Annotated in this window: 23 protein-coding genes; 16 read left to right on the top strand and 7 right to left on the bottom strand. The window is 72.1% G+C overall.

What is annotated here, in order from left to right; genetic code table 11:
• Window positions 1-3: 3 nt before the first annotated feature.
• Complete coding sequence (locus ACTWLT_RS18320) at window positions 4-1,404, bottom strand: alpha,alpha-trehalose-phosphate synthase (UDP-forming) (RefSeq protein WP_007464229.1); 1,401 nt, start codon at window positions 1,402-1,404, stop codon at window positions 4-6.
• Window positions 1,405-1,723: 319 nt separating this feature from the next.
• On the opposite strand from ACTWLT_RS18320, the gene ettA reads away from it, so the two are divergent.
• The 4 genes from ettA (at window position 1,724) to ACTWLT_RS18300 (ending at window position 5,315) form a co-directional block, all read left to right on the top strand.
• Window positions 1,724-3,400, top strand: a complete 1,677-nt coding sequence (ettA, locus tag ACTWLT_RS18315) for an energy-dependent translational throttle protein EttA (protein ID WP_445319525.1) — start codon at window positions 1,724-1,726, stop codon at window positions 3,398-3,400.
• Window positions 3,401-3,412: 12 nt separating this feature from the next.
• A complete protein-coding gene (locus tag ACTWLT_RS18310; RefSeq protein ID WP_252419710.1) occupies window positions 3,413-3,859 on the top strand; it encodes an acyl-CoA thioesterase in 447 nt (148 codons plus the stop codon).
• A complete protein-coding gene (locus ACTWLT_RS18305) occupies window positions 3,856-4,599 on the top strand; it encodes a DUF8185 domain-containing protein (RefSeq protein WP_445319433.1) in 744 nt (247 codons plus the stop codon). The genes ACTWLT_RS18310 and ACTWLT_RS18305 overlap by 4 nt, the downstream gene beginning before the upstream one ends.
• A gap of 131 nt (window positions 4,600-4,730) precedes the next feature.
• Window positions 4,731-5,315, top strand: coding sequence for a type III secretion system chaperone family protein (locus ACTWLT_RS18300; protein ID WP_109817147.1), 585 nt, complete (start codon window positions 4,731-4,733; stop codon window positions 5,313-5,315).
• A gap of 34 nt (window positions 5,316-5,349) precedes the next feature.
• Here ACTWLT_RS18300 and ACTWLT_RS18295 read toward each other — a convergent pair whose 3' ends face one another.
• The 3 genes from ACTWLT_RS18295 to ACTWLT_RS18285 all read right to left on the bottom strand — a co-directional run bounded on the left by ACTWLT_RS18295 (window position 5,350) and on the right by ACTWLT_RS18285 (window position 8,520).
• The gene (locus ACTWLT_RS18295; RefSeq protein ID WP_445319432.1) at window positions 5,350-5,772 is read right to left on the bottom strand and encodes a globin; all 423 of its coding nucleotides are present in this window, start codon (window positions 5,770-5,772) and stop codon (window positions 5,350-5,352) included.
• Between the two features lie 109 nt (window positions 5,773-5,881).
• Entirely contained in the window at window positions 5,882-7,264 is a 1,383-nt protein-coding gene (locus ACTWLT_RS18290) for an MFS transporter (RefSeq protein ID WP_445319431.1), read from the bottom strand.
• Between the two features lie 233 nt (window positions 7,265-7,497).
• Complete coding sequence (locus tag ACTWLT_RS18285) at window positions 7,498-8,520, bottom strand: mechanosensitive ion channel family protein (RefSeq protein WP_445319524.1); 1,023 nt, start codon at window positions 8,518-8,520, stop codon at window positions 7,498-7,500.
• Between the two features lie 301 nt (window positions 8,521-8,821).
• Here ACTWLT_RS18285 and ACTWLT_RS18280 point away from each other — a divergent pair, with 301 nt between their 5' ends.
• Window positions 8,822-9,358: an HNH endonuclease gene (locus tag ACTWLT_RS18280; RefSeq protein WP_074313833.1), complete on the top strand. Its 537-nt coding sequence runs from the start codon at window positions 8,822-8,824 to the stop codon at window positions 9,356-9,358.
• Between the two features lie 23 nt (window positions 9,359-9,381).
• On the opposite strand, the gene ACTWLT_RS18275 is transcribed toward ACTWLT_RS18280, so the two are convergent.
• The 3 genes from ACTWLT_RS18275 to ACTWLT_RS18265 all read right to left on the bottom strand — a co-directional run bounded on the left by ACTWLT_RS18275 (window position 9,382) and on the right by ACTWLT_RS18265 (window position 11,322).
• The gene (locus tag ACTWLT_RS18275) at window positions 9,382-10,218 is read right to left on the bottom strand and encodes a class F sortase (protein ID WP_510182487.1); all 837 of its coding nucleotides are present in this window, start codon (window positions 10,216-10,218) and stop codon (window positions 9,382-9,384) included.
• A 12-nt stretch (window positions 10,219-10,230) separates the two neighbouring features.
• Entirely contained in the window at window positions 10,231-10,752 is a 522-nt protein-coding gene (locus ACTWLT_RS18270; RefSeq protein WP_445319430.1) for a hypothetical protein, read from the bottom strand.
• A gap of 105 nt (window positions 10,753-10,857) precedes the next feature.
• Window positions 10,858-11,322 carry an Lrp/AsnC family transcriptional regulator gene (locus ACTWLT_RS18265; RefSeq protein ID WP_252419714.1) on the bottom strand — a complete coding sequence of 155 codons (465 nt, stop codon included), beginning with the start codon at window positions 11,320-11,322 and terminating at the stop codon, window positions 10,858-10,860.
• A 144-nt stretch (window positions 11,323-11,466) separates the two neighbouring features.
• On the opposite strand from ACTWLT_RS18265, the gene ACTWLT_RS18260 reads away from it, so the two are divergent.
• Genes ACTWLT_RS18260 through ACTWLT_RS18210 form a run of 11 tightly spaced genes read left to right on the top strand, consistent with a single transcriptional unit; the run spans window position 11,467 to window position 22,070 of the window.
• A complete protein-coding gene (locus ACTWLT_RS18260; protein WP_445319522.1) occupies window positions 11,467-12,369 on the top strand; it encodes a tryptophan 2,3-dioxygenase in 903 nt (300 codons plus the stop codon).
• Window positions 12,370-12,389: 20 nt separating this feature from the next.
• Window positions 12,390-13,700 (top strand): kynureninase, encoded by a 1,311-nt coding sequence (gene kynU, locus ACTWLT_RS18255; protein WP_445319429.1) that lies wholly within the window; start codon window positions 12,390-12,392, stop codon window positions 13,698-13,700.
• Entirely contained in the window at window positions 13,697-15,034 is a 1,338-nt protein-coding gene (locus ACTWLT_RS18250) for an FAD-dependent oxidoreductase (RefSeq protein ID WP_445319428.1), read from the top strand. Before kynU ends, ACTWLT_RS18250 begins: the two co-directional genes overlap by 4 nt.
• 23 nt (window positions 15,035-15,057) lie before the next feature.
• Window positions 15,058-16,539: a 2-hydroxymuconic semialdehyde dehydrogenase gene (locus ACTWLT_RS18245; RefSeq protein WP_445319521.1), complete on the top strand. Its 1,482-nt coding sequence runs from the start codon at window positions 15,058-15,060 to the stop codon at window positions 16,537-16,539.
• Window positions 16,540-16,559: 20 nt separating this feature from the next.
• Window positions 16,560-17,357: a 2-keto-4-pentenoate hydratase gene (locus ACTWLT_RS18240; protein WP_445319427.1), complete on the top strand. Its 798-nt coding sequence runs from the start codon at window positions 16,560-16,562 to the stop codon at window positions 17,355-17,357.
• Window positions 17,354-18,283 carry an acetaldehyde dehydrogenase (acetylating) gene (locus tag ACTWLT_RS18235; RefSeq protein WP_445319426.1) on the top strand — a complete coding sequence of 310 codons (930 nt, stop codon included), beginning with the start codon at window positions 17,354-17,356 and terminating at the stop codon, window positions 18,281-18,283. The genes ACTWLT_RS18240 and ACTWLT_RS18235 overlap by 4 nt, the downstream gene beginning before the upstream one ends.
• Entirely contained in the window at window positions 18,280-19,353 is a 1,074-nt protein-coding gene (gene dmpG, locus ACTWLT_RS18230; protein WP_445319425.1) for a 4-hydroxy-2-oxovalerate aldolase, read from the top strand. The genes ACTWLT_RS18235 and dmpG overlap by 4 nt, the downstream gene beginning before the upstream one ends.
• Window positions 19,350-20,123: a 2-keto-4-pentenoate hydratase gene (locus tag ACTWLT_RS18225; protein WP_445319424.1), complete on the top strand. Its 774-nt coding sequence runs from the start codon at window positions 19,350-19,352 to the stop codon at window positions 20,121-20,123. Before dmpG ends, ACTWLT_RS18225 begins: the two co-directional genes overlap by 4 nt.
• Complete coding sequence (locus ACTWLT_RS18220; protein ID WP_252419720.1) at window positions 20,120-20,548, top strand: RidA family protein; 429 nt, start codon at window positions 20,120-20,122, stop codon at window positions 20,546-20,548. The genes ACTWLT_RS18225 and ACTWLT_RS18220 overlap by 4 nt, the downstream gene beginning before the upstream one ends.
• Window positions 20,545-21,069 (top strand): 3-hydroxyanthranilate 3,4-dioxygenase, encoded by a 525-nt coding sequence (locus tag ACTWLT_RS18215; RefSeq protein WP_151491805.1) that lies wholly within the window; start codon window positions 20,545-20,547, stop codon window positions 21,067-21,069. Before ACTWLT_RS18220 ends, ACTWLT_RS18215 begins: the two co-directional genes overlap by 4 nt.
• Window positions 21,069-22,070, top strand: coding sequence for an amidohydrolase family protein (locus ACTWLT_RS18210; RefSeq protein WP_445319423.1), 1,002 nt, complete (start codon window positions 21,069-21,071; stop codon window positions 22,068-22,070). Before ACTWLT_RS18215 ends, ACTWLT_RS18210 begins: the two co-directional genes overlap by 1 nt.
• Window positions 22,071-22,182: the final 112 nt, after the last annotated feature.

The raw sequence follows: 22,182 nt of genomic DNA, 5'->3' as shown, positions 1-22,182 counted from the left end.
TGTTCACGCGGCCTCCGCCTCGGGAACTCCGAGTTCGGAGAGGAAAGACTTGGCCCAGTGACCCACGTCGTGGGTACGCAGGTGACGTTGCATTGTCCGCATCCGGCGGCGTGCCTCGGTTTTCTCCACGTGCACGGCCCGGAGGAGGGCGTCCTTGACCGCGTCCGGGTCGTGCGGGTTACACAAAAATGCCTGACGCAGCTCGGTGGCGGCGCCGGCGAATTCACTGAGCACAAGCGCGCCACCCTGGTCGGCGCGCGATGCGACGTACTCCTTGGCTACCAGATTCATTCCGTCTCGCAGCGGGGTCACCATCATCACGTCGGCAGCGACGTACATCGCGGCCAGTTCACTGCGACTGTACGACTGATGCAGATAGTGGACCGCAGGCACGCCGACCCTGCCGAATTCGCCATTAATCCGACCAACCTCGCGCTCCACCTTGACGCGAAGTGCCTGGTAATGCTCGACGCGCTCCCGACTCGGTGTGGCCACCTGCACCATGACGGCGTCCGGAACTGTCAACTTTCCGTCAGCCAGCAGCTCCCGGAAGGCCTTGAGCCGCAACTCGATGCCCTTGGTGTAATCCAGCCGGTCCACGCCCAGGATTATCGTCTTCGGATCGCCCAGCTCGGCACGGATCTGCTTGGCCCGCGCCTGGATCGCCGGGTCGGCGGCCATCCGCTCCATCTCCTGCGTGTCGATCGAGATGGGGAAGGCACCCGCCTTCACCTGCCGTCCGTCGACCTGGATCATCTGCCCCTCGTAGCGCAGACCGAGCAGGTGCCGGGCCAGCCGGACGAAGTTCTGCGCGGCCAGCCGCTGCTGGAAACCGACCAGGTCGGCGCCGAGCAGACCGCGCAGGATCTCGGTCCGGAACGGCATCTGCATGAACAGCTCGATCGGCGGGAACGGGATGTGCAGGAAGAAGCCGATCCGCAGGTCCGGCCGCAGCTCCCGGAGCATCGCCGGCACCAGTTGGAGCTGGTAGTCCTGCACCCAGACCGTCGCGCCCTCGGCCGCCACGTCCGCCGCGGCCTCCGCGAACCGCGCGTTGACCAGGCGGTACGCCTCTCGCCAGCGACGCTTGTAGGCCGGCGTCTCCACCGCGTCGTGGTAGAGCGGCCAGATCGTCGCGTTGGACTGGCCCTCGTAGTACCGCTCCAGCTCCTCGGCGCTCAGCGGCACCGGGTGCAGCCGGATCCCCTCCAGGTCGAACGGCTCGGGGGCGGCACCGGTGCCGCCGGCCCAGCCGACCCAGGTGCCCTGGTGTTCGGCGAGCACGGGATGCAGCGCGGTGACCAGCCCGCCGGGGCTGCGTCGCCACTGCCGTCCCTCGGGTGTGCTCACCTCGTCGACCGGCAGGCGGTTCGCCACTACGACAAAGGAGCTACGGACGGTCACGATCGGCCACCTCCGGGTACTGACGGGTCCACCGCGATGAGCGTACTGAGCGTAGCTGCGGCCTCTGGTGCCCCGTGCCGGAGTTCCCTACCCGCCCCACGCATGCTCAATCCGGGTCGTGATCTTGTCAACAAGCTGGCTCCTCGGGCGGCACGGCGTACTCCTGGGGCGGGGTGATGTGGGCGAAGCGGGCCGAACCTGTCAGGATTGACGATGGCGTGCGCGCGGCCGGCCCTCCGGCCGGTGGCGGCGGGCGGTCCTCGCAGCCCGCGTCGCGCCGCCCATCATGCGACAGCAACCGACGGAGGTAGCCCGCACCGTGGCCCAGTTCATCTACGTCCTGGAAAAGGCGCGCAAGGCGCACGGCGACAAGGTCGTGCTCGACAACGTGACGCTGAACTTCCTGCCGGGGGCCAAGATCGGTGTGGTCGGCCCGAACGGCGCCGGTAAGTCCAGCCTCCTCAAGATCATGGCAGGGTTGGACAAGCCGAGCAACGGCGAGGCCCGGCTGATGCCCGGCTACACCGTCGGCATGCTCGCGCAGGAGCCCCCGCTCAACGACGCCAAGACCGTTCTCGGCAACGTCGAGGAGGCCGTCGCGGAGACCAAGGCCAAGCTGGAGCGGTTCAACAAGATCGCCGAGCAGATGGCCACCGACTACTCCGACGAGCTGATGGAGGAGATGGGCAAGCTCCAGGAGGAGCTCGACCACCTCGACGCGTGGGACGTCGACTCCAAGCTCGAACTGGCCATGGACGCCCTGCGCTGCCCACCGCCGGACGCCGATGTGACCCAGCTCTCCGGTGGTGAGCGCCGCCGCGTCGCGCTCTGCAAGCTGCTGCTGGAGGCGCCCGACCTGCTCCTGCTCGACGAGCCCACCAACCACCTGGACGCCGAGAGCGTCTCCTGGCTGGAGCAGCACCTGGCCAAGTACGCCGGCACCGTCATGGCGATCACCCACGACCGGTACTTCCTGGACAACGTGGCCAACTGGATCCTGGAGCTGGACCGCGGCCGGACGTACCCGTACGAGGGCAACTACTCCACCTACCTGGAGAAGAAGGCGGCCCGGCTGGCCGTCGAGGGTCGTCGCGACGCCAAGATGAAGAAGCGCCTCACCGAGGAGCTGGAGTGGGTCCGCTCCAACGCCAAGGCCCGGCAGACCAAGTCCAAGGCCCGCCTGGACCGGTACGACGAGATGGCCACCGAGGCGGAGAAGACCCGCAAGCTGGACTTCGAGGAGATCCAGATCCCGCCGGGCCCGCGCCTGGGCAGCACGGTCATCGAGGCGTCCCACCTCACCAAGGGCTTCGGCGACCGGATCCTGATCGACGACCTGTCGTTCTCGCTGCCCCGTAACGGCATCGTCGGCATCATCGGCCCCAACGGCGTCGGCAAGACCACGCTCTTCAAGACGATCGTCGGGCTGGAGGAGGCGACCAGCGGCGAGGTCCGGGTCGGCCCCACCGTCTCCCTGTCGTACGTCGACCAGAACCGCGAGGGCCTCAACGGCGACAAGACCGTCTGGGAGGTCGTCTCCGACGGTCTGGACTACCTGATGGTCGGCAAGGTCGAGATGCCGTCGCGGGCGTACATCGCCGCGTTCGGCTTCAAGGGGCCGGACCAGCAGAAGCCGACGAAGGTGCTCTCCGGCGGCGAGCGCAACCGGCTCAACCTGGCGCTGACGCTGAAGATCGGCGGCAACGTCATCCTGCTCGACGAGCCGACCAACGACCTGGACGTGGAGACCCTCTCCAGCCTGGAGAACGCGCTGCTGGAGTTCCCCGGCTGCGCTGTGGTCATCTCGCACGACCGGATGTTCCTGGACCGGGTGTCCACGCACATCCTGGCGTGGGAGGGCGACGACCAGAACCCGGCCAAGTGGTTCTGGTTCGAGGGCAACTTCGACGCGTACGAGAAGAACAAGATCGACCGCCTCGGCGCGGAGGCCGCCCGGCCGCACCGGGTGACCTACCGCAAGCTGACCCGCGACTGACCGGCCGAGAAGGTGTCTGACCGGTTCGTCTACCACTGCACGCTGCGGTGGTCCGACCTGGACGCGTACGGCCACGTCAACAACTCGCGCTTCCTCACGCTGTACGAGGAGGCGCGGGTGGCGTTGATGTTCGCCGGCGGCCGGGCCTGGGGGGTCGGCTCGTTCGCCGACGGGGTGGTGATCCGCCGGCACGAGGTGGACTACCTGCGCCCGGTCGACTACGCGCTGGGCCGGGCCACCGCTGAGGCCGCGCCCACCGTCCGGATCGAGCTGTGGGTGGAGGAGATCCGGGCCTCCCGGTTCACCGTCGCCTACGAGCTGTACGACGGCGAGGTGCTGGCCAGCCGAGCGCGTTCGGTGCTGGTGCCGTTCGACCTGACCCGCCAGGTGCCCCGGCGGATCACCACGGAGGAGCGGGACTTCCTGCTCACGTACGCCCCGCAGGGCGGCGGGGCGTGACCCGGCCGGGCACGGCCGGACCGGACCGGGTGGCGGCGTCGGTGCCCGGCCACGGCATCGCCGGCGTGGCCGACGCGGGCGCCTTCCTGGCCCGGCTGGTCCGGCTGGATCCGGTCGCGCCGGTCCGGCTGCGGCCGGCCGGCGCCGCCGGGCGGGTCGCCCTCTGGGCCCGGCTGCCGTGGCAGGTGCTGGTGGTGCGGACGGTGGATGGCGGTCCGGCCGACGGTGCCGCCGAGGACGTCACCGTGGCCGCCGCCGAGCTGCTGGCGGAGCTGGAGCGCGGCGGTCCGGCTCTGCCGGCGCGTCGGGACGCGCAGTGGCGGTGGCCACTGCCGCCGGCCCGCAGCCGGCCGGTCGAGGCGCTGCCCGCCGCCGAACTGCGGCGGATCGCGGACGCGGCGGCGGGCACCCTGCGGACGGCGAGCGAGCACGGGGTCGCCGGCCGCGCGGTGGGCCAGCGGGTGCTGCGAGACGCGCTGCTCGACCACGTGGCCGTGCTGGTCACTCCGGACGGCCCGCCCGGCCCGCCGGTGGAGGTGCCGCAGCGGCTGGTGCAGGGGCTGGTCCGGATGGGCTTCCTCGGGCCGGCTGGCGGCACGCCCGGCGCCCCGGGCGACGCTGCCGTCCAGGTGCGCGTGGCCGGCCGTTGGGTCGGCCTGGTGGGACCATACGGAGCGGCCTGGTTGCAGAAGGCCACCGATCTCGCCGTGACGCCCCTGGCTACTCGTCCGAACGGATGACCCCTGGTCATTCTTCTGGGCTGGGGCGGTCGTTGGGGGGATGCTTCAACCCGGCTGTCCGGGTACCGTCCATCCTCGGATCCAACGCACCGTAGGCGGCTGGATCCGCTGGGGAGTGAGGTGCGCGAGCGATGCCGTGGTGGTCATGGCGCCCCGGTCCCGCCGACGGCGGCGATCCGGAAACCCGAAGCGGGATCACAGTGGAGAGCGCGGTCCGGGTCGGACCGCCCAACCCTCGCCAGCCGGGGGACGACTGCCCGTCCAACGAGCGGCCCGTGCTGACCGAGATGCCGGCCACCATCGAGCCGGTGAGCCTGCGCCGGGTCTGTGACGCACTCGACCTGCTCGACGTGCGATACCTGGCCGACGGCGACGGCAACCTGCTGGCCATGTGGGAGCGGCACGCCGTGCTGGTGACCCTCGAGGGCCCGGAGGACGAGATCCTGGTGATGCGGGCCCGTCCGCACGCCACGGTGCCGCCCGACTGGGCCGACCGGGCCTACCGGGTGGTCAACGAGTGGAACCACACCCGACGGTTCTGCAAGGCGTACATCGGTGACCCGACCGAACGCGGCCAACTGCCGATCTACGCCGAGCTCCAGGTGCCGCTCGGTGCCGGCACCCACGACGCGCTGCTGGTCGAGATGCTCGACTGCGGCGCCGCGGTGGCCACCAGCTTCGTGGACTGGCTGCACGACGAGGGCGCGCTGCTCTGAGGCTGCCGCGGGCCGGGTGCCCCGGGCCGGGCCGTCAGGCGTCGGCCTGGTCCTCCATGGTGTTGACCATGAAGTACGCGGCCCGCTCCAGGTAGTCCCAGAGCGCGCCGGCGACCTGCGGCTCCAGGTCGAGCCGGTCCACGGCGTTGCGCATGTGCCGCAGCCAGGCGTCCCGCTCGGCCGCGCCGATCCGGAACGGGGCGTGCCGCATCCGCAGCCGCGGGTGACCACGCTGGGCGGAGTACGTGTTCGGCCCACCCCAGTACTGCATGAGGAACAGCGTCATCCGGTCCGCCGCCGGGGCCAGGTCGTCCGGGTACATCGGCCGCAGCAGAGGGTCGGTGGCGACGCCGGCGTAGAACTCATCCACCAGCTTGCGGAAGGTGGGCTCGCCGCCGACCGCTTCGAAGAGGGTCGTCGACGCACCGGGACGGTCGGAGTCACCTGCGGGAGTCACCGTTCCATCCTGCCAGGCGTGCCCGGTGGCGGCCCGACCCGGACGCCGTGCGCCCGGTCACGCCCGGCTGGCGTTCGCGTCCCGTCGAGCGAGGGGTTGGCGGACCGGGTCAGCTGACCGCGTGCCGCCGGCGGCCGTCACCGGTACGCGGCTCCGGCGGGCCGGCCGGCGTGCCGCCGGGCGCGGGGCCGGCCTGGCCGGCCGGGGATGCGGCGTTCGCCGCGGAGGCCGCCGCGATCGTGCTGGCCACGGTCTGGTGGTCCGGCCAGCGCAGCGAGGCCACCACCATCAGCAGCACACCGGCCGCGCTCCACACGCCGACCACCAGCGGAATGGAGAACCGCTCGGCGAGCACCCCGGTGATGAGCACCGCCAGGCCCTGGGTGACCTGCACGCCGGTGGCCATCACACCGAAGGCGCGGGCCCGGAACTCGCCGGGCAGCGCCTGGACGAACAGCCCGTTGGCCATCGGCAGCATGCCGGCGACCGCGAACCCGCAGAGGGCGGCGAGCAGCGCCACCACGAGCGGGGGCGGGTCGAACAGTGCCGGCACCAGCGCCAGCGGGGCGAAGATCGCCAGCGGTCGCATCAGGGCCAACCGGCGGCTGGGGCCGAACAGCCGGCTCACCAGCAGCCCGCCGAGGATGAACCCGAGCGGGTTGGCCATCATGATCACCGCTTGCGCCAGGCCCGCGCCCAGGTCACCGCCGCCATTGCGGTTGGCCCAGCCGGCGGCCAACCCCTCGGGGACGATCGAGAAGAGCATCGCGCTGAACACCAGCACCGCGATGGCGCGCAGCACCGGTGTGCCGAACACGATCTGGAACCCCTGACCGGTCTCCCGGAGCAGGTGACTGCGGTGCGCGGTGGTCATCACCGGTGCCCGGTCGCGGACGCCGAGGCGGACCAGCAGCGCCGAGAGGGCGAAGGTCACCGCGTTGATCAGCAGCGCGAGGGCCGGGTCGATCGCGGCGACGGCGGCGCCGAGCAGGTAGCCGACGACCTGGGCGGCCTGCCCCACACTGCTGTTGAGCGACAACCCGACCACCAGCCGATCCCCGGCCAGGATCTGCGGCATCAGCGCGGACTTCGCCGCCTGACTGGGCGGGTTGGCCAGCGTGGCCGCGAAGATGAGCACCATGACGGCCTGGACCGGCAGGTCCGGAAGGGCGATGAGCAGCATCAGCGCCATCCGGATCACGTCACACGCCACCATCACCCGCCGGTACGGGTACCGCTCCGCCAGCGCGGCGAGCAGGGGGCCGCCGAGCAGCCACGGCAGGTAGCTGACCGCGAAGGCGGCGGCGGAGAGCGCGACGGACTCGGTCTGCTGGTAGACGAGCAGGGTGACGGCGGCCTTCGCGACATAGTCGCCGACCCAGGAGAGCGCGCCGGCCGCGAAGACAGCCCGAAACTCGTGCTGGGCGAACACCTCGCGAAAAGTGGCCGGGCCTTCCGCAGAAGGTCGCTCGTCGGGCACCGTCGCCTCCATCGGCCCCCGGGGTGGCCGCTCGTGGCAGCCGGCCGGGAACGCTCGTCAGATCTACGGATCAGCGAGGATGTGACCACGTTCCAGCAGGAACGCGTGCTCCGGATTCTGCCCGATCGTCTGACAACTAGCTAGGGCGAACGGGTCGTTCGTCGCATCCCCGACTGAACGAACGGACGATACCTGAGGGGCCGGGTGGCTCGCGACCCCTGGATCGCCGGACACCGTCGCCCCCGTCAGGTGGCGCCGCCCTGACCGGTCTCGCCGTCGGCCAGCGGCCGGGCCGCGACGCCGGGATAGATGCGGGTGGCGGCTATCTGGGCGGTGATCCCCGAGTTCTCCAGCGCCTCCGCCAGCCGACGGCGCAGCTCCCGACCGACCGCGAACTGCCCGTCGGCGGTCGTCTTCACCACCGTCCGGATCACCGCCCCGTCCACCGTCATCTGCTCGACACCCAGGACCTCCGGCGCCTCCACGATCTCCGGCGACAGTTCCGGGTCCACGGCCAGCGAGGCGGCCGCGGTCCGCAGCACCGCCGTGGCCTCCTCGGTGCCGCTGAAGCCGATCGGCAGGTCCACCACCACCAGGGCCCAGCCCTGGCTCTTGTTGCCCACCCGGACGATCTCGCCGTTGCGGATGTACCAGAGCACGCCCCGCCCGTCACGCACCGTGGTGACCCGCAGCCCGACCGACTCGACCACACCGGTCGCCTCGCCCAGGTCGACGGTGTCGCCCACGCCGTACTGGTCCTCGATCAGCATGAACAGCCCGGCGATCAGGTCCTTGACCAGGCTCTGCGCGCCGAAGCCCAGCGCGACGCCGGCGATACCGGCGCTGGCCAGCAGCGGAGCCAGGTCGAAACTGAACTCACGCAGGATCATCAGCAGCGCGATGCCGAAGACGAACGCGGTGGTCAGGCTGCGCAGCACCGAACCGATCGCCTCGGCCCGCTGGCGACGCCGCTCCGGTACGAACTCGGTCGGGTCGACCGCCGCCGTGGGCACCCGCTCGCGCAGGGGCCGCAGCATCGTCGGCACCGCACCGTCGGTGGTGGTCCGGACCAGCCGGTTGATCGTCCGGTGCAACGCCCACCGGGCGACCATCGCCAGCGCCACGATCAGCAACACCCGCAGCGGCTTGAGCAGGATCCAGTAGCTCCCCTCGGCGAACCAGGCCGAGTGGGTCATGTCGTACAGCCATTCGCAGGAGGTACTGCCCTGACAGTCCGGCGGGGCGGCGGTGGACAGGGCGGGGGGCATCAGGCTGGCGGCGCTCACCCTGTCTTCGTACCGCAACGAGCAGGAGGAGCCGTCGGCGACCCACCGGCCGGGTGACCTGCCGCCGAGGGCGGCGCCGGACCGGGGCGAACCGGCCATCGTGACAGGTGCGGGAAAGAGCTTCATGTCGGACCCCGGATTAGTACGTGCAATCCGGGGTCCGATCAGGGACTATTGGCGCAACGGACGTCGGTGATCGGCCGGCGTCGACCGTGTGGGCCGTCGTGCCCGGCCCCGGTCGGCGGCGGTACGCAGCAGCCGCTGAACCGGGAGGGTGAGCGCGATGCCTGACATACGACCCACGGTGGGCTCCGGCGCGTTGGTCCTCAACGCCACCTACGAGCCGCTGTGTGTCGTGTCGGTGCGTCGAGCCGCGATCCTCGTCCTGTCCGCCAAGGCCGTCTGCGTCGCCGACGGTGACGGCATCCTGCACAGTGCCCGGGACGCCCTGCCGGTGCCGTCGGTCGTCCGGCTGACCCGCTTCGTCCGGGTGCCCTACCGCACCCACGTCGGGCTGTCCCGGCGGGCGATCTTCGCCCGGGACGGGTGGCGGTGCGCCTACTGCCGGGGCCCCGCCGAGACCATCGACCACGTCTTCCCGCGCAGCCGCGGTGGCCGGCACGCCTGGGAGAACGTGGTCGCCGCGTGCGCCCGCTGCAACCACACCAAGGGCGACAAGACCCCCGCCGAGCTGGGCTGGCGGCTGCACGCGCTGCCGGCCGCGCCGAAGGGCACCGCCTGGCGGGTGCTCGGGCACCGCGCGCCGGACCCGCGCTGGGCCGACTGGCTCGACCTGCGCGAACCCGAAGCGGCCGCCTGACCCCGGCTCCGGCAGACCCGACCTCAACCGGACCGAGCCTTGGTCAGCGAGGCGAAGACCACCACGTTGTCCGAGTAGCCGGTCTCGCCACCGACCCATTGGCCGCCGCAGGTGATCAGCCGCAGGCTCGGTCGGCTGAAGTCGCCGTACACGTCCTCCACCGGCAGTTTCTCCTTGTCGAAGCGTTCCACCGAGTCCACCTCGAAGACCGCCACGCTCCCGTCGGAGCGGGTGACCTCGATCCGGTCGCCGGACCGCAGGTCCCGCAGCCCGTGGAAGACGGCCGGCCCGCTGGTCGTGTCCACGTGTCCGACGATCACCGCCGGGCCGTACTGCCCGGGCGTGGGGCCCTGGTCGTACCAGCCGGCCTCCTGGGCCCGGGCCGCGTCCGGCACCGCGATGGTGCCGTCCGGGGCGATGCCCACGTCGTGCACCGGGGCCTGGAGGTCCAGCGTGTCGATGGCGAGACCCACCGGGCGGCTGGCCGGCAGCACCGGGAACTTCTTGGGCGGTGGCCGCAGGCCGGCGGTGATCCGGTCCGGCAGCAGGCTGACCCCGGTCACCTGCTCGATGCCGAGCATCGCCACGATCAGCACCATCAGCGCGGCGACGGCCAGCACGGGCACTCCCGGTCCGGTGCCGAACCGGCGTCGTAGCAGTGGCTGGCCGGCCGGCCGGCGCGGCGGCAACGGGCGGGCGGCCGGGTCGGTGGTGGCGACGCTGGCCGACACGGCCTGCCCGGCGACCCTGCGCAGCCGGCCGGAGGCCCGGGCGACGAGCCGGCCGGAGGCCCGCAGCGCCGCCACGGACCGGGAACGGGCGTCGCGGTCCGGCCCCGCACGCGCGGAGGATCGGTTCATGACGTTTCGGGCTCAGGAGCCCGCCCCGGGACGCCGCCGGCCACCGGCCATGCCGAGCGCGACGGCGGCTGCCACCAGTGCCACGCCGCCGAGCACCAGCAGTGATCCGGTGCCCCGGCCGCCGGCGGTGCCGCCGCCCCCGGTCGCCGGTCCCTTGCTGGGCGAGGCCATGTTCAGCACGGTCAGAGTGGTCGACGCCGTCTGGCCGTTGTCGCAGCGCAGGTCGACCGGGTATTCGCCGGGCTGCTTGTTGCCCGGGATCGTCACCGACCCGGTCAGGAAACCCTTGTCCGGTCTGAGCATCACGTGCCCGAACGCGTCGGAGTGCACGTTGGCCTGGCTGTTGTTGTCGTTGTCGCAGCTCGCCCGGATCTGGACCCGGCTTCCGGCCTGGGCGCTGTTCGGTGTCACCTCGATGAAGGTGTTCTCACCGGCGCGCGCCGGCGCGACCGACAACAGGACGAATGCCCCGACCAGCCCCACCAGTGTCAGGACGGCCGAGAGCGCGCGGTTGATCGTGCGAAGTCCCTGCATGATTTCCCCCTACCGGCGACGACCGCCGGAACCCTCCCCTGGGCACGGGCGCTGATTTCCCGCTGGCCGGGGGGCAAACCCGCAGGGCGGGCAGGGTGGGGTCGGTCAGCGACGGCGGGGGACGGTGCCGGCGGACGGGAGCGGCGTGATCGGCTGCCAGTCCAGCGGGGAGGACAGGACCATCGTGCTCGACGGCTGGCCGTACGGGGCGAGCCGGTCGATGACCGCCTCGAACTCGCCGATGGAGCCGGCCGCCACCTTGAGCATGCTGCAGGCGTCTCCGGTGATCCGGTGGATTTCCAGGATCTCCGGCCAGCCGGCCACGGCGGGGTCGTGCAGGATGCACCGCGCGCCGTAACAGGACATCCGGATGAGCGCGACCACGGTGCGGCCGGCCCGGGTCAGGTCGACCTGGGCGTGGTAGCCGGTGATCACCCCGGTCTCCTCGAGCCGGCGGACCCGCTCGGCCACGGCCGGCGGCGACAGGTGCACCCGCCGGGACAACTCGCTGAAGGAGAGGCGGGCGTCGGCCTGCAACTCGCGCAACAGCGCCCAGTCCATGTCGTCCACGCTCAGACCTTACTTTCGTGAACCCGATTCGCCCAGCTGCCTTTGGTCTGTCGGCTGAGGCGGCCAAGTGCCGTTGATCCGGCATTCCGTAGGCCGTTCGACCGCGGGATCATGACGTCGGCAGTCGGGAGAGGGAGAACGATGGTGGACAAGACGGAGCGGCGGGCGCCGAGCCGCGCGGCCACGGTGCGACCGGTGACCCCGCGACAGCGGGCCGCGCGCGCCGCGCGCAACGGCGGAGAGCCCACGTTGGAGTTCGCCGAGCGGGTGCCCTACGACGCGTACGTGCAGGCCAGCACCCTGCACCAGTTGCAGCAGCCGCTCAGCGACGACCCGGGCGAGATGTCCTTCCTGATGGTCAGCCAGATCATGGAGCTGTACTTCGGGTTGACCTGCCACGAGCTGCGGGAGACCCAGCGACTGTTGCGCGCCGACCGGGTCTGGGACGCGCTGGCCCCGCTGCGCCGTGCCGCGTTGCACCTGGAGGGGCTCAACGCCGCCTGGCAGGGTCTGCGCTGGATGACCCCGGCCGACTTCAACCGGTTCCGCAACCTGCTCGGCGAGGGCTCCGGCTTCCAGTCGGCGATGTACCGGCACCTGGAGTTCCTGCTCGGGCTGCGCGACCCGACCCTGATCCGGCCGTTCCGCCGGCAGACCGAGGTGTACGCCGCGCTGACCGCGACGCTGGCCGCCCCGAGCCTCTGGGACGACGTGATCGCGCTGCTCGCCCGGCACGGCTTCGACCTTCCCGCCGAGCTGCTGGACCGGGATGTGGCCGTCGAGCACGACCCGCAGCCGGCGGTCGAGGCGGCCTGGGTGCGGATCTACGCCGACACCGGCCCCGACAACCACCTCCGGCTGCTCGGCGAGGCGCTGAGCGGAGTCGCCGAGGAGTTCGGCGACTGGCGGTGGAACCACGTCAAGGCGGTGCAGCGGACAATGGGCGCCAAGGTCGGCAGCGGCGGTTCCGCCGGACTGGCGTGGTTGCAGCGCAGCATGGCCCGGGTGGTCTTCCCGGAGCTGTGGTCGGCCCGCACCGCGATGTGACCGGAGAGCGAGACACCCCTGTGCACACCACCGAAACCGAGCCGCTGGGCTTCGCCGCGGGCGAAGCGCAGGCCCGTCGCCTCGACGAGGCCGACCCGGGCCACCGTCACCTTTTCCACGTGCCGCCGGCGGACGGCGGCAGCCACCCCGAGTCGGCGTACCTCGCCGGCAACTCCCTGGGCCTGCAGCCCCGGGCCACCCGCGACGAACTCCTCGCCGACCTGGACGCGTGGCAGCGGCTGGGCGTCGAGGGGCACCTGGAGGCGGAGCGGGCCTGGCTGCCGTACCACGAGTTGTTGACGGCGCCGGCCGCCCGGCTGGTCGGCGCCCGGCCCGCGGAGACCGTGGTGATGAACTCGCTCACGGTCAACCTGCACCTGCTGATGGTCAGCTTCTACCGCCCGGCCGGCGCCCGCACCCGCATCGTCATCGAGGACTCGGCGTTCCCCTCGGACAGCTACGCGGTGCGCAGCCAGGCCCGGTTCCACGGCCTGGACCCGGACGACACGGTGGTCCGGCTGCGCCCGCGCCCCGGCGAGGACACCCTGCGCACCGAGGACGTGACCGGCTACCTGGCGGCCGAGGGCGACCGGGTGGCGCTGGTGCTGCTCGGCGGGGTCAACTACCTCACCGGCGAACTGCTCGACATTCCGGCGATCACCGCCGCCGGACGGGCGGCCGGCGCCGTGGTGGGCTGGGACCTGGCACACGCGGTCGGCAACGTGCCGCTGGCGTTGTACGACTGGGACGTCGACTTCGCCGCCTGGTGCTCCTACAAGTACCTGAACTCCGGGCCGGGCGCGCTGGCCGGCGTCTTCGTGCACGAGCGGCACCTCGGCGACCCCGACCTGCCCCGCTTCGAGGGCTGGTGGAGCACCGCGGCCGCCACCCGGTTCGAGATGACCCCGGTGTCGCGGCCACCGGCCACCGTGGAGGCCTGGCAGATCTCCAACCCACCGATCTTCGCGATGGGTCCGGTGCGCACCTCGCTGGAGTTGTTCGACGCGGTCGGCATGCCGGCGTTGCGGGCGCGCAGCCTGCGGCTCACCGGCTGGCTGGAGCGGCTGTTCGACGAGGTAACCGCCGACCGGCCACTGCGCGTGGTCACCCCGCGTGACCCGGCCCGGCGGGGCTGCCAGCTCTCGGTGCGGATCGGCGCCGGCAACGCCGCCGAGCTGACCAAGCGGCTGCGGCACGAGCACGGCGTGATCGCCGACGCCCGCGAACCGGACATCGTCCGGTTCGCCCCGGTGCCGCTCTACTCCACGTACCACGACTGCTGGCGGGCTGCGACGGCGCTCGCGGCGACCGTGGGGCGGGTGACCTCATGACGGCCCGGCGTGACGAGATCGCGATCATCGGTGCCGGCCTGGCCGGTTGCCTGGCGGCCTGTTTCCTGGCCCGCCGCGGTTACCCGGTGGCTCTCTACGAGCGCCGGCCCGACCCGCGCACCGGCACGGCCGAGCGGGGCCGCTCCATCAACCTGGCGCTCTCCGAGCGCGGTCTGGACGCGCTGCGCCGGATCGGCCTGGCCGAGCAGGTGATGACCGACGCGCTGCCGATGCGCGGCCGGATGATCCACCCGGTCGAGGGGGAGCCGCAGTTCCAGTCGTACAGCGCGGCCGGCGACCGGGCGATCAACTCGATCAGCCGGGGTGCGCTGAACAACGCGCTGCTGGACGCGGCGGCCGCGCTGCCCGGGGTACGGATCGTCTTCGACCACCGGCTGGTCGGGCTCGATCCGGCCGACGGCGGCCTGAGCTTCGACACCCCGCAGGGTGCGGTCAGCGCCAAGGCGTCGGTGGTGCTGGGCGCCGACGGCGCGGGTTCCGCCGTGCGTGGCCAGCTGCTGGAGCACGGTCTGCTGCGCGAGAGCGTGGACTTCCTCGACTACGGCTACAAGGAGCTGACGATCCCGCCGCTGGGCGGGGACTTCGCTCTGGACCCGGACGCCCTGCACATCTGGCCGCGCGGCACCTCGATGATGATCGCGTTGCCGAACCCGAACCGCTCCTTCACCTGCACGCTGTTCTGGCCCAACCAGGGCACCGGCAGCTTTGCCGCACTGGACAGCCCGGCCGCCGTCGAGCGGCACTTCGCCCAGCACTACCCGGACGTGGTCCCGCTGGCGGCGAACCTGGTGGACGACTACCAGCACAACCCGGTGGGCGTGCTCGGCACGGTCCGCTGCACCCCCTGGCAGGTCAACGGCACCGTCGGTCTGCTCGGCGACGCGGCCCACGCCATCGTGCCGTTCTACGGCCAGGGCGCCAACTGCGCCTTCGAGGACGTGGTGGAGCTGGACCGCTGCCTGGACGAGTGCGCCGACGACTGGTTGGCGGCCCTGCCGCTGTTCCAGCGGCGGCGGCAGGAGAACGCCGAGGCCATCGCCCAGATGGCGTTGACCAACTTCGTGGAGATGCGCGACAGGGTCGCCTCTCCGGTCTTCCAGCTCGGCCGGCGGGTGGAGCACGCACTGGAACGGGCGCTGCCCGGCCGGTACGTTTCCCAGTACGAGCTGGTGTCCTTCTCCACCACGCCGTACGCCGAGGTTCGTCGCCGGGTCCGCCGGCAGCACCGGGTGCTCGGCGCGCTCGCCGGCGGTGCCGCGCTGCTGCTGGTCGGCGCGATCGGCGCGGCGCTCAGCCGAGGGAGGCGCGCATGACCGGCAGCTGGGATCCGCGGTTGATGGGCGGTCGAGCGCCGGCCGGGCCGGGGCGGTTGCGCAACTTCGTCGGCGGCGAGTTCGTCGACGGCGGGCCGACGTTCACCAAGGCCAGCCCGGTGACCGGCGAGCCGGTCTTCGAGGTGGTCGAGGCATCGCAGTCCACGGTGGACGACGCGGTGGCCGCCGCCCGGGCGGCGCTGCGCGGGCCGTGGGGCCGGATGGGGGAGCGGGAGCGCGCCGAGGTGCTGCGCCGCGTCGCCGACGAGTTGGAACGCCGCTTCGACGATCTGGTCACCGCCGAGGTCGCCGACACGGGCAAGTCCATCGCCCAGGCCCGCACCCTGGACATTCCTCGCGGCGCCGCAAACTTCCGGGCGTTCGCGGAAATCGTGGCGACCGCTCCCACCGAGTCGTTCACCACGGTCACCCCGACCGGCGGTCGGGCGCTCAACTACGCGCTGCGCAAGCCGGTCGGCGTGGTCGCGGTCATCGTGCCGTGGAACCTGCCGCTGCTGCTGCTCACCTGGAAGGTGGCCCCGGCGTTGGCCTGCGGCAACGCCGTCGTCGTCAAGCCCAGCGAGGAGACGCCCGCCTCGGCGACGCTGCTCGCCGAGGTGATGGCCGCCGCCGGCGTACCGGCCGGGGTGTTCAACCTGGTGCACGGCTTCGGTCCGGACTCGGCGGGTGAGTTCCTCACCCGCCACCCGGGGGTCGACGCCATCACGTTCACCGGCGAGTCGGCGACCGGCGGCGCGATCATGCGGGCCGCCGCCGACGGGGTGAAGGCGGTGAGCTTCGAGCTGGGCGGCAAGAACGCCGGCCTGGTCTTCGCCGACGCCGACCTGGACGCCGCGGTGGCCGGTTCGGTGCGCTCCAGCTTCACCAACGGCGGGCAGGTCTGCCTCTGCACCGAGCGCATCTACGTGCAGCGCCCGGTCTTCGAGGAGTTCACCGCCCGGCTGGCGAAGCGGGCCGGCGAGCTGGCGTACGGGTGGCCGACCGACGAGGCCACCGCCACCATGCCGCTGATCTCCCACCAGCACCGGGCGAAGGTGCTCGGCGCGTACGAGCTGGCCCGCGCCGAGGGCGCCGAGGTGCTCACCGGCGGCGGCACGCCCACCTTCTCCGACGCCCGCGACGGCGGGTCGTACGTGCAGCCCACGGTGCTCACCGGGTTGGGCCCGGACGCCCGCACCAACCGCGAGGAGATCTTCGGCCCGGTGGTGCACGTGGCACCGTTCGACATCGAGGACGAGGCGTACGCGCTGGCGAACGGCACCGAGTACGGCCTCGCGGCGACGGTGTGGACCCGCGACGTGGGCCGCGCGCACCGGGCCGGGGCACGGCTGGACGCCGGCATCGTCTGGGTCAACACCTGGTTCCTGCGCGACCTGCGCACCCCCTTCGGCGGGGTGAAGGCGTCGGGCATCGGCCGCGAGGGCGGCGTGCACTCGCTGAACTTCTACTCCGAACTCACCAACGTCTGCGTGGACCTGTCGTGAGCCGTGGCGAGGGAGCCGGTATGGAAGCTGACATCGAGGCCGCCAACCGGGAGTTGGCCGACGCGCGCAGCACCGGCAAGCCGTGCCCGCCGCTGCGTGGCCGGTTGCTGCCGGAGGGGGACGTCGAGTCCGCGTACCGCGTGCAGCAGCTCCAGACGCGGGCCTGGCAGGGCCGCGGCGAGCGCCGGGTCGGCGCGAAGATCGGGCTGACCTCCCGGGCGGTGCAGGAGACCTTCGGGGTGTTCCAGCCGGACTTCGGCATGTTGACCGACGCGATGGCCGTCGGCGACGGGGTCGAGGTGGAGATCGACCGGCTGCTCCAGCCGCGGGTCGAGGCGGAGATCGCGTTCGTGCTCGCCAAGGACCTGCCGGACCCGCAGATCACCACGGTCGACCTGATCCGCGCCGTGGACCACCTGCTGCCCGCCATCGAGATCGTCGATTCGAGGATCGCGGCCTGGGACATCTCCATCGTGGACACCGTTGCCGACAACGCCTCCAGCGGGCTCTTCGTGCTCGGCACGTCACCGCGCCGGCTCGCCGACGTCGACCTGCGGCTCTGCGGGATGGTGCTGGAGCACGCCGGTGAGCCGGTGTCGGTGGGGGCGGGCGCGGCCTGCCTGGGCAACCCGCTGCACGCCCTGCAGTGGCTGGCCGGCACCCTCGCTCGCGCCGGTGACCCGCTGCGCGCCGGTGACGTGGTGCTCTCCGGGGCGCTCGGCCCGATGGTGCCGGTCACCCCCGGCGGCGCGTACGAGGCGCGGATCTCCGGGCTCGGCTCGGTGCGGATCTGTTTCGGAAAGGACGGCGGCCAGTGACGACCGGTGTGGCGGTGCTCGGTTCCGGCAACATCGGCACCGACCTGATGATCAAGGTCCTGCGGCTCAGCGACAGCCTGCGGATGGTCGCGATGGCCGGTATCGACCCGGCCTCCGACGGCCTGGCCCGGGCCCGCCGGCTCGGCGTGGCCACCACCGCGGACGGCGTGGACGGGCTGGTCGCGATGCCCGAGTTCGCCGACGTCGAGCTGGTCTTCGACGCCACCTCGGCCGGCGCGCACCGCCGCCACGACGAGGTGCTGCGGGCGCACGGCCGAACCGTCGTCGACCTCACCCCGGCCGCGCTCGGCCCGTACGTGGTGCCGCCGGTCAACCTGGACGAGCACCTGCACGAGCCGAACGTGAACATGGTGACCTGCGGCGGGCAGGCCACTGTGCCGATCGTCGCCGCGGTGCGCCGGGTCACCCCGGTGGCGTACGGGGAGATCGTCGCGTCGATCGCGTCCCGCTCGGCCGGCCCGGGCACCCGCGCCAACATCGACGAGTTCACCGAGACCACCGCCCGGGCCATCGAGGTGGTCGGCGGTGCCGAACGGGGCAAGGCGATCATCGTGCTGAACCCGGCGGACCCACCGCTCTTGATGCGCGACACCGTCTACTGCCTCTGCCCGGACGTCGACGCCGACACCGCCGCCATCGCCGCCTCGGTGGCGGACATGGTGACGACGGTGCAGGAGTACGTCCCCGGCTACCGGCTCAAGCAGGACGTGCAGTTCGACCGGGTGCAGGCGTACGTGCCGACGCTGGGGCGGCAGCTCACCGCGCTGCAGGTGTCGGTCTTCCTGGAGGTCTCCGGTGCCGGGCACTACCTGCCGGCGTACGCCGGGAACCTGGACATCATGACGTCGGCCGCGCTGCGCACCGCGGAGCGGCTGGTCGCGCTGCGGGAGGTGATCGCCCGATGACTGACCTGTACATCCAGGACGTGACGTTGCGCGACGGCATGCACGCCATCGCCCACCGCTACACCGTCGAGCAGGTGCGCACGATCGCCGCCGCGCTGGACGCCGCCGGGGTGGCTGCGATCGAGGTGGCGCACGGCGACGGGCTCGCCGGTTCCAGCGTCAACTACGGCCACGGTGCCGCCAGCGACGCCGAGTGGATCTCCGCAGCGGCCGAGGTGCTGACGTCGGCGAAGCTGACCACCCTGCTGCTGCCGGGCATCGGCACCATCGCCGACCTGAGGGCGGCGAAGGCGCTCGGGGTGACCAGCGTCCGGATCGCCACCCACTGCACGGAGGCGGACATCTCCGCCCAGCACATCACCTGGGCGCGGGAGAACGGCATGGACGTCGCCGGGTTCCTGATGATGTCGCACATGAACGACCCCGCCGGGCTCGCCGGGCAGGCCAAGCTCATGGAGTCGTACGGGGCGCACTGCGTCTACGTCACCGACTCCGGTGGCCGGCTGCTGATGTCCGACGTGGCACAGCGCGTCGACGCGTACCGGCAGGTGCTGGCGCCGGAGACGCAGATCGGCATCCACGCCCACCACAACCTGTCGCTGGGCGTGGCCAACAGCGTGTTGGCTGTCGAGCACGGCCGGGTCACCGGGTCCGCCCCGGCGGGCCCGGACGCGCCCCACGGCCGGACGGTGCGGGTGGACGCCTCGCTGGCCGGCATGGGCGCCGGGGCCGGCAACGCACCGTTGGAGGTCTTCGTCGCGGTCGCCGAGCTGCACGGCTGGAAACACGGCTGCGACGTGTTCGCGCTGATGGACGCCGCCGACGACCTGGTCCGCCCACTGCAGGACCGGCCCGTCCAGGTCGACCGGGAGACGCTCTCCCTCGGGTACGCGGGGGTCTACTCCAGCTTCCTGCGACACGCCGAACGGGCCTCGGCGCGCTACGGGGTGGACGTGCGCTCGATCCTGGTCGAGCTGGGCCGTCGCCGGATGGTCGGCGGCCAGGAGGACATGATCGTCGACGTGGCGTTGGACCTGGCCGGTCGGCGCGAGGAGGAGATCGCTCAATGATCGGCGTGGACACCGTGGGCGTCGCCGCGAAGCTCGGTGCGGCGGCGGACAACGCCACCGCCATCGCGCAGCTCGCCGACGAGATGGGGCTGGACGTGCCGACCGCGTACGGCGTGCAGGCCGCGCTGGTGCAGCGCCGGCTGGACCGTGGCGAACGGTTGGTCGGGCTGAAGATGGGCCTGACCAGCAGGGCGAAGATGGCCCAGGTCGGCGTGGACGAGGTGATCTGGGGGCGGCTCACCGACGCGATGCGGGTGCCCGACGGCGGCACCGTCGACCCGGCCGCGTACATCCACCCCCGGGTCGAGCCGGAGGTGGCGTTCCTGCTGGACCGGCTGCCCGAACCGGGTGAGCCGGTCGGCGACTTCGCCACGGCGGTTCGAGCGGTCGCCCCGGCCATCGAGTTGATCGACTCCCGGTACGCCGACTTCCGTTTCTCGCTGCCGGACGTGATCGCCGACAACACGTCGGCCGCCGCGTTCGTGATCGGGCCGTGGTCGCCGGTGCCGGCCGGCCTGGACAACCTGGGCGTGCTGCTGGAGGTGGACGGGCGGGTGGTCCAGGTCGGCTCGACGGCGGCGATCCTCGGCGATCCGCGTCGGGCCCTGGACGAGGGCATCCGGCTGGCCGGCCGGCACGGGGTGCGGCTGGAGTCCGGCTGGGTCTTCCTCGCGGGCGCCGCCACCGCCGCGGTGCCGCTGCGCCCGGGCGCGCACGTGCGGGCCGTGGTGGAGAAGCTCGGCACCGCGTCGCTGAAGGCGTCGGCATGAGCGGCGGCGCGCGGGTGGTGGCCGGCAAGGCCGTCCCGCGCGGGGCGTTCCCGCACGTCAAGGTGGCCGGCGGGTTCGTCTTCGTGTCGGGTACGTCGTCGCGCCGGCCGGACAACAGCTTCGCCGGCGTCTCGGTCGACGAGTTCGGCACGACCGACCTGGACATCCGGGTGCAGACACGGGCCGTCATCGAGAACATCCGGGACCTGCTGCGCTCGGTCGGCGCCGACCTGACCGACCTCGTCCAGGTGACGTCGTACCTGGTCAACATGAATGACTTCGGTGGTTACAACGAGGTGTGGGCGGAGTTCTTCGACGCGTCCGGGCCGACCCGCACGACGGTGGCCGTGCACCAGTTGCCGCACCCGCACCTGCTCATCGAGATCCAGGCAGTGGCCCTTCTTCCCTCGGGAGGTCAGTCGTGAGTGAGATTGCCGAGCCGTTCAGTTTTCCGGGATGGATCGCGGACAACCAGCACCTGCTGAAGCCGCCCGTCGGCAACAAGGAGATGTTCCCCGGTGGGGACGACTTCATCGTGATGGTGGTGGGCGGTCCCAACCAGCGCACCGACTTCCACGTCGACCCGTACGAGGAGTTCTTCTACCAGGTCAAGGGCAACATGCACATCAACCTGATGACCCCGGAGGGGCCGCGTACGGTGCACGTGCGCGAGGGTCAGATGTGGATGCTGCCGCGCAACACCCCGCACTCGCCGCAGCGGCCGGAGGCCGGCTCGATCGGTGTGGTGGTGGAGCGGGTCCGCGAGGAGGGCACCCTGGAGACGTTCCAGTGGTACTGCCCGGAGTGTGGGCACAAGGTGCACGAGGTGGAGTTGCAGGTCCGGGACATCGCCGCCGACCTGCCGCCGGTGTTCCAGGCGTTCTACGCCGACGAGGCGGCGCGTACCTGCGCCAACTGCGGCACCCTGCACCCGGGTAAGGGCTGATGCCTCCAGGTGTGGTCGACGTGCACACGCACGTCGTACCGAAGGGATGGCCGGATCTCGGCGCCGCGTGCGGCGGGTCCGACTGGCCGTGGCTGCGGGTCGACTCCGAACGAGCCGCGATGATCATGGTGGGGGAGACCGAGTTCCGCCCGGTCGGCGCCGAGTGCTGGGACGCCCCGACGCGCCTGGCCGACATGGACGCCGACGGCGTGGCCGTGCAGGTGGTCTCCCCGACCCCGGTCTTCTTCAGCTACGACCGCCCCGCCGACCAGGCGGTGAAGGTCGCCCGGATCTTCAACGACCTGACCCTGGAGGTCACCGCGGCCGGCGGAGACCGGCTGGTGCCGTTCTGCCAGGTGCCGTTGCAGGACGCGGACGCCGCCTGCGCCGAGCTGGACCGCTGCCTGGCCGCCGGGCACGTCGGCGTGGAGATCGGCAACCACGTCGGCGACCGGGACCTGGACGACGCCGGCGTGGTCACCTTCCTCCAGCACTGCGCCCAGGTGGGTGCGCCGGTGTTCGTCCACCCGTGGGACATGCCGGGCGGCCCCCGGCTGGAGCGCTGGATGGCCCGCTGGCTCACCGGGATGCCCGCCGAGACGCACCTGTCGGTGCTGGCGATGATCCTCGGCGGGGTCTTCGACCGGGTGCCGGAGACACTGCGGATCTGCTTCGCGCACGGCGGCGGCAGCTTCCCGTTCTGGCTCGGCCGCGCCGACAACGCCTGGCACCGCCGCGGCGACCTGGTCCGTGGCGCGTCAGTCGGCCCGCCCAGCAGCTACGTCGACCGGTTCAGCGTCGACTCGGTGGTCTTCGCGCCGCCCGCGCTGCGGCTGCTGGTCGACACCATGGGGCCCGACCGGGTGCTGGTCGGAAGCGACTACCCGTACCCCCTCGGTGAGCGGCCGGCCGGCGCGGTCGTCCACGCGGCCGACTTCCTCACCGCCGACCAGCGCGACAAGCTCCTCTCCACCAACGCCCTGCGCTTCCTGCACGGCTGACCGCAGCCGGCCCGCTGGTCCGTGGGCGTTTCGCCCACCGCCGGTGACGGCCTGTCCGCGGTCCGACCGGGGCGGGGCAACAGGAGGCGGACCGTTACCGATCGTCGGCGCG

The sequence above is a fragment of the Micromonospora yongxingensis genome, from assembly GCF_052601155.1.
Note: the sequence above shows the minus strand (reverse complement) of the source record. Positions and strands in the feature narration are given on the sequence as shown.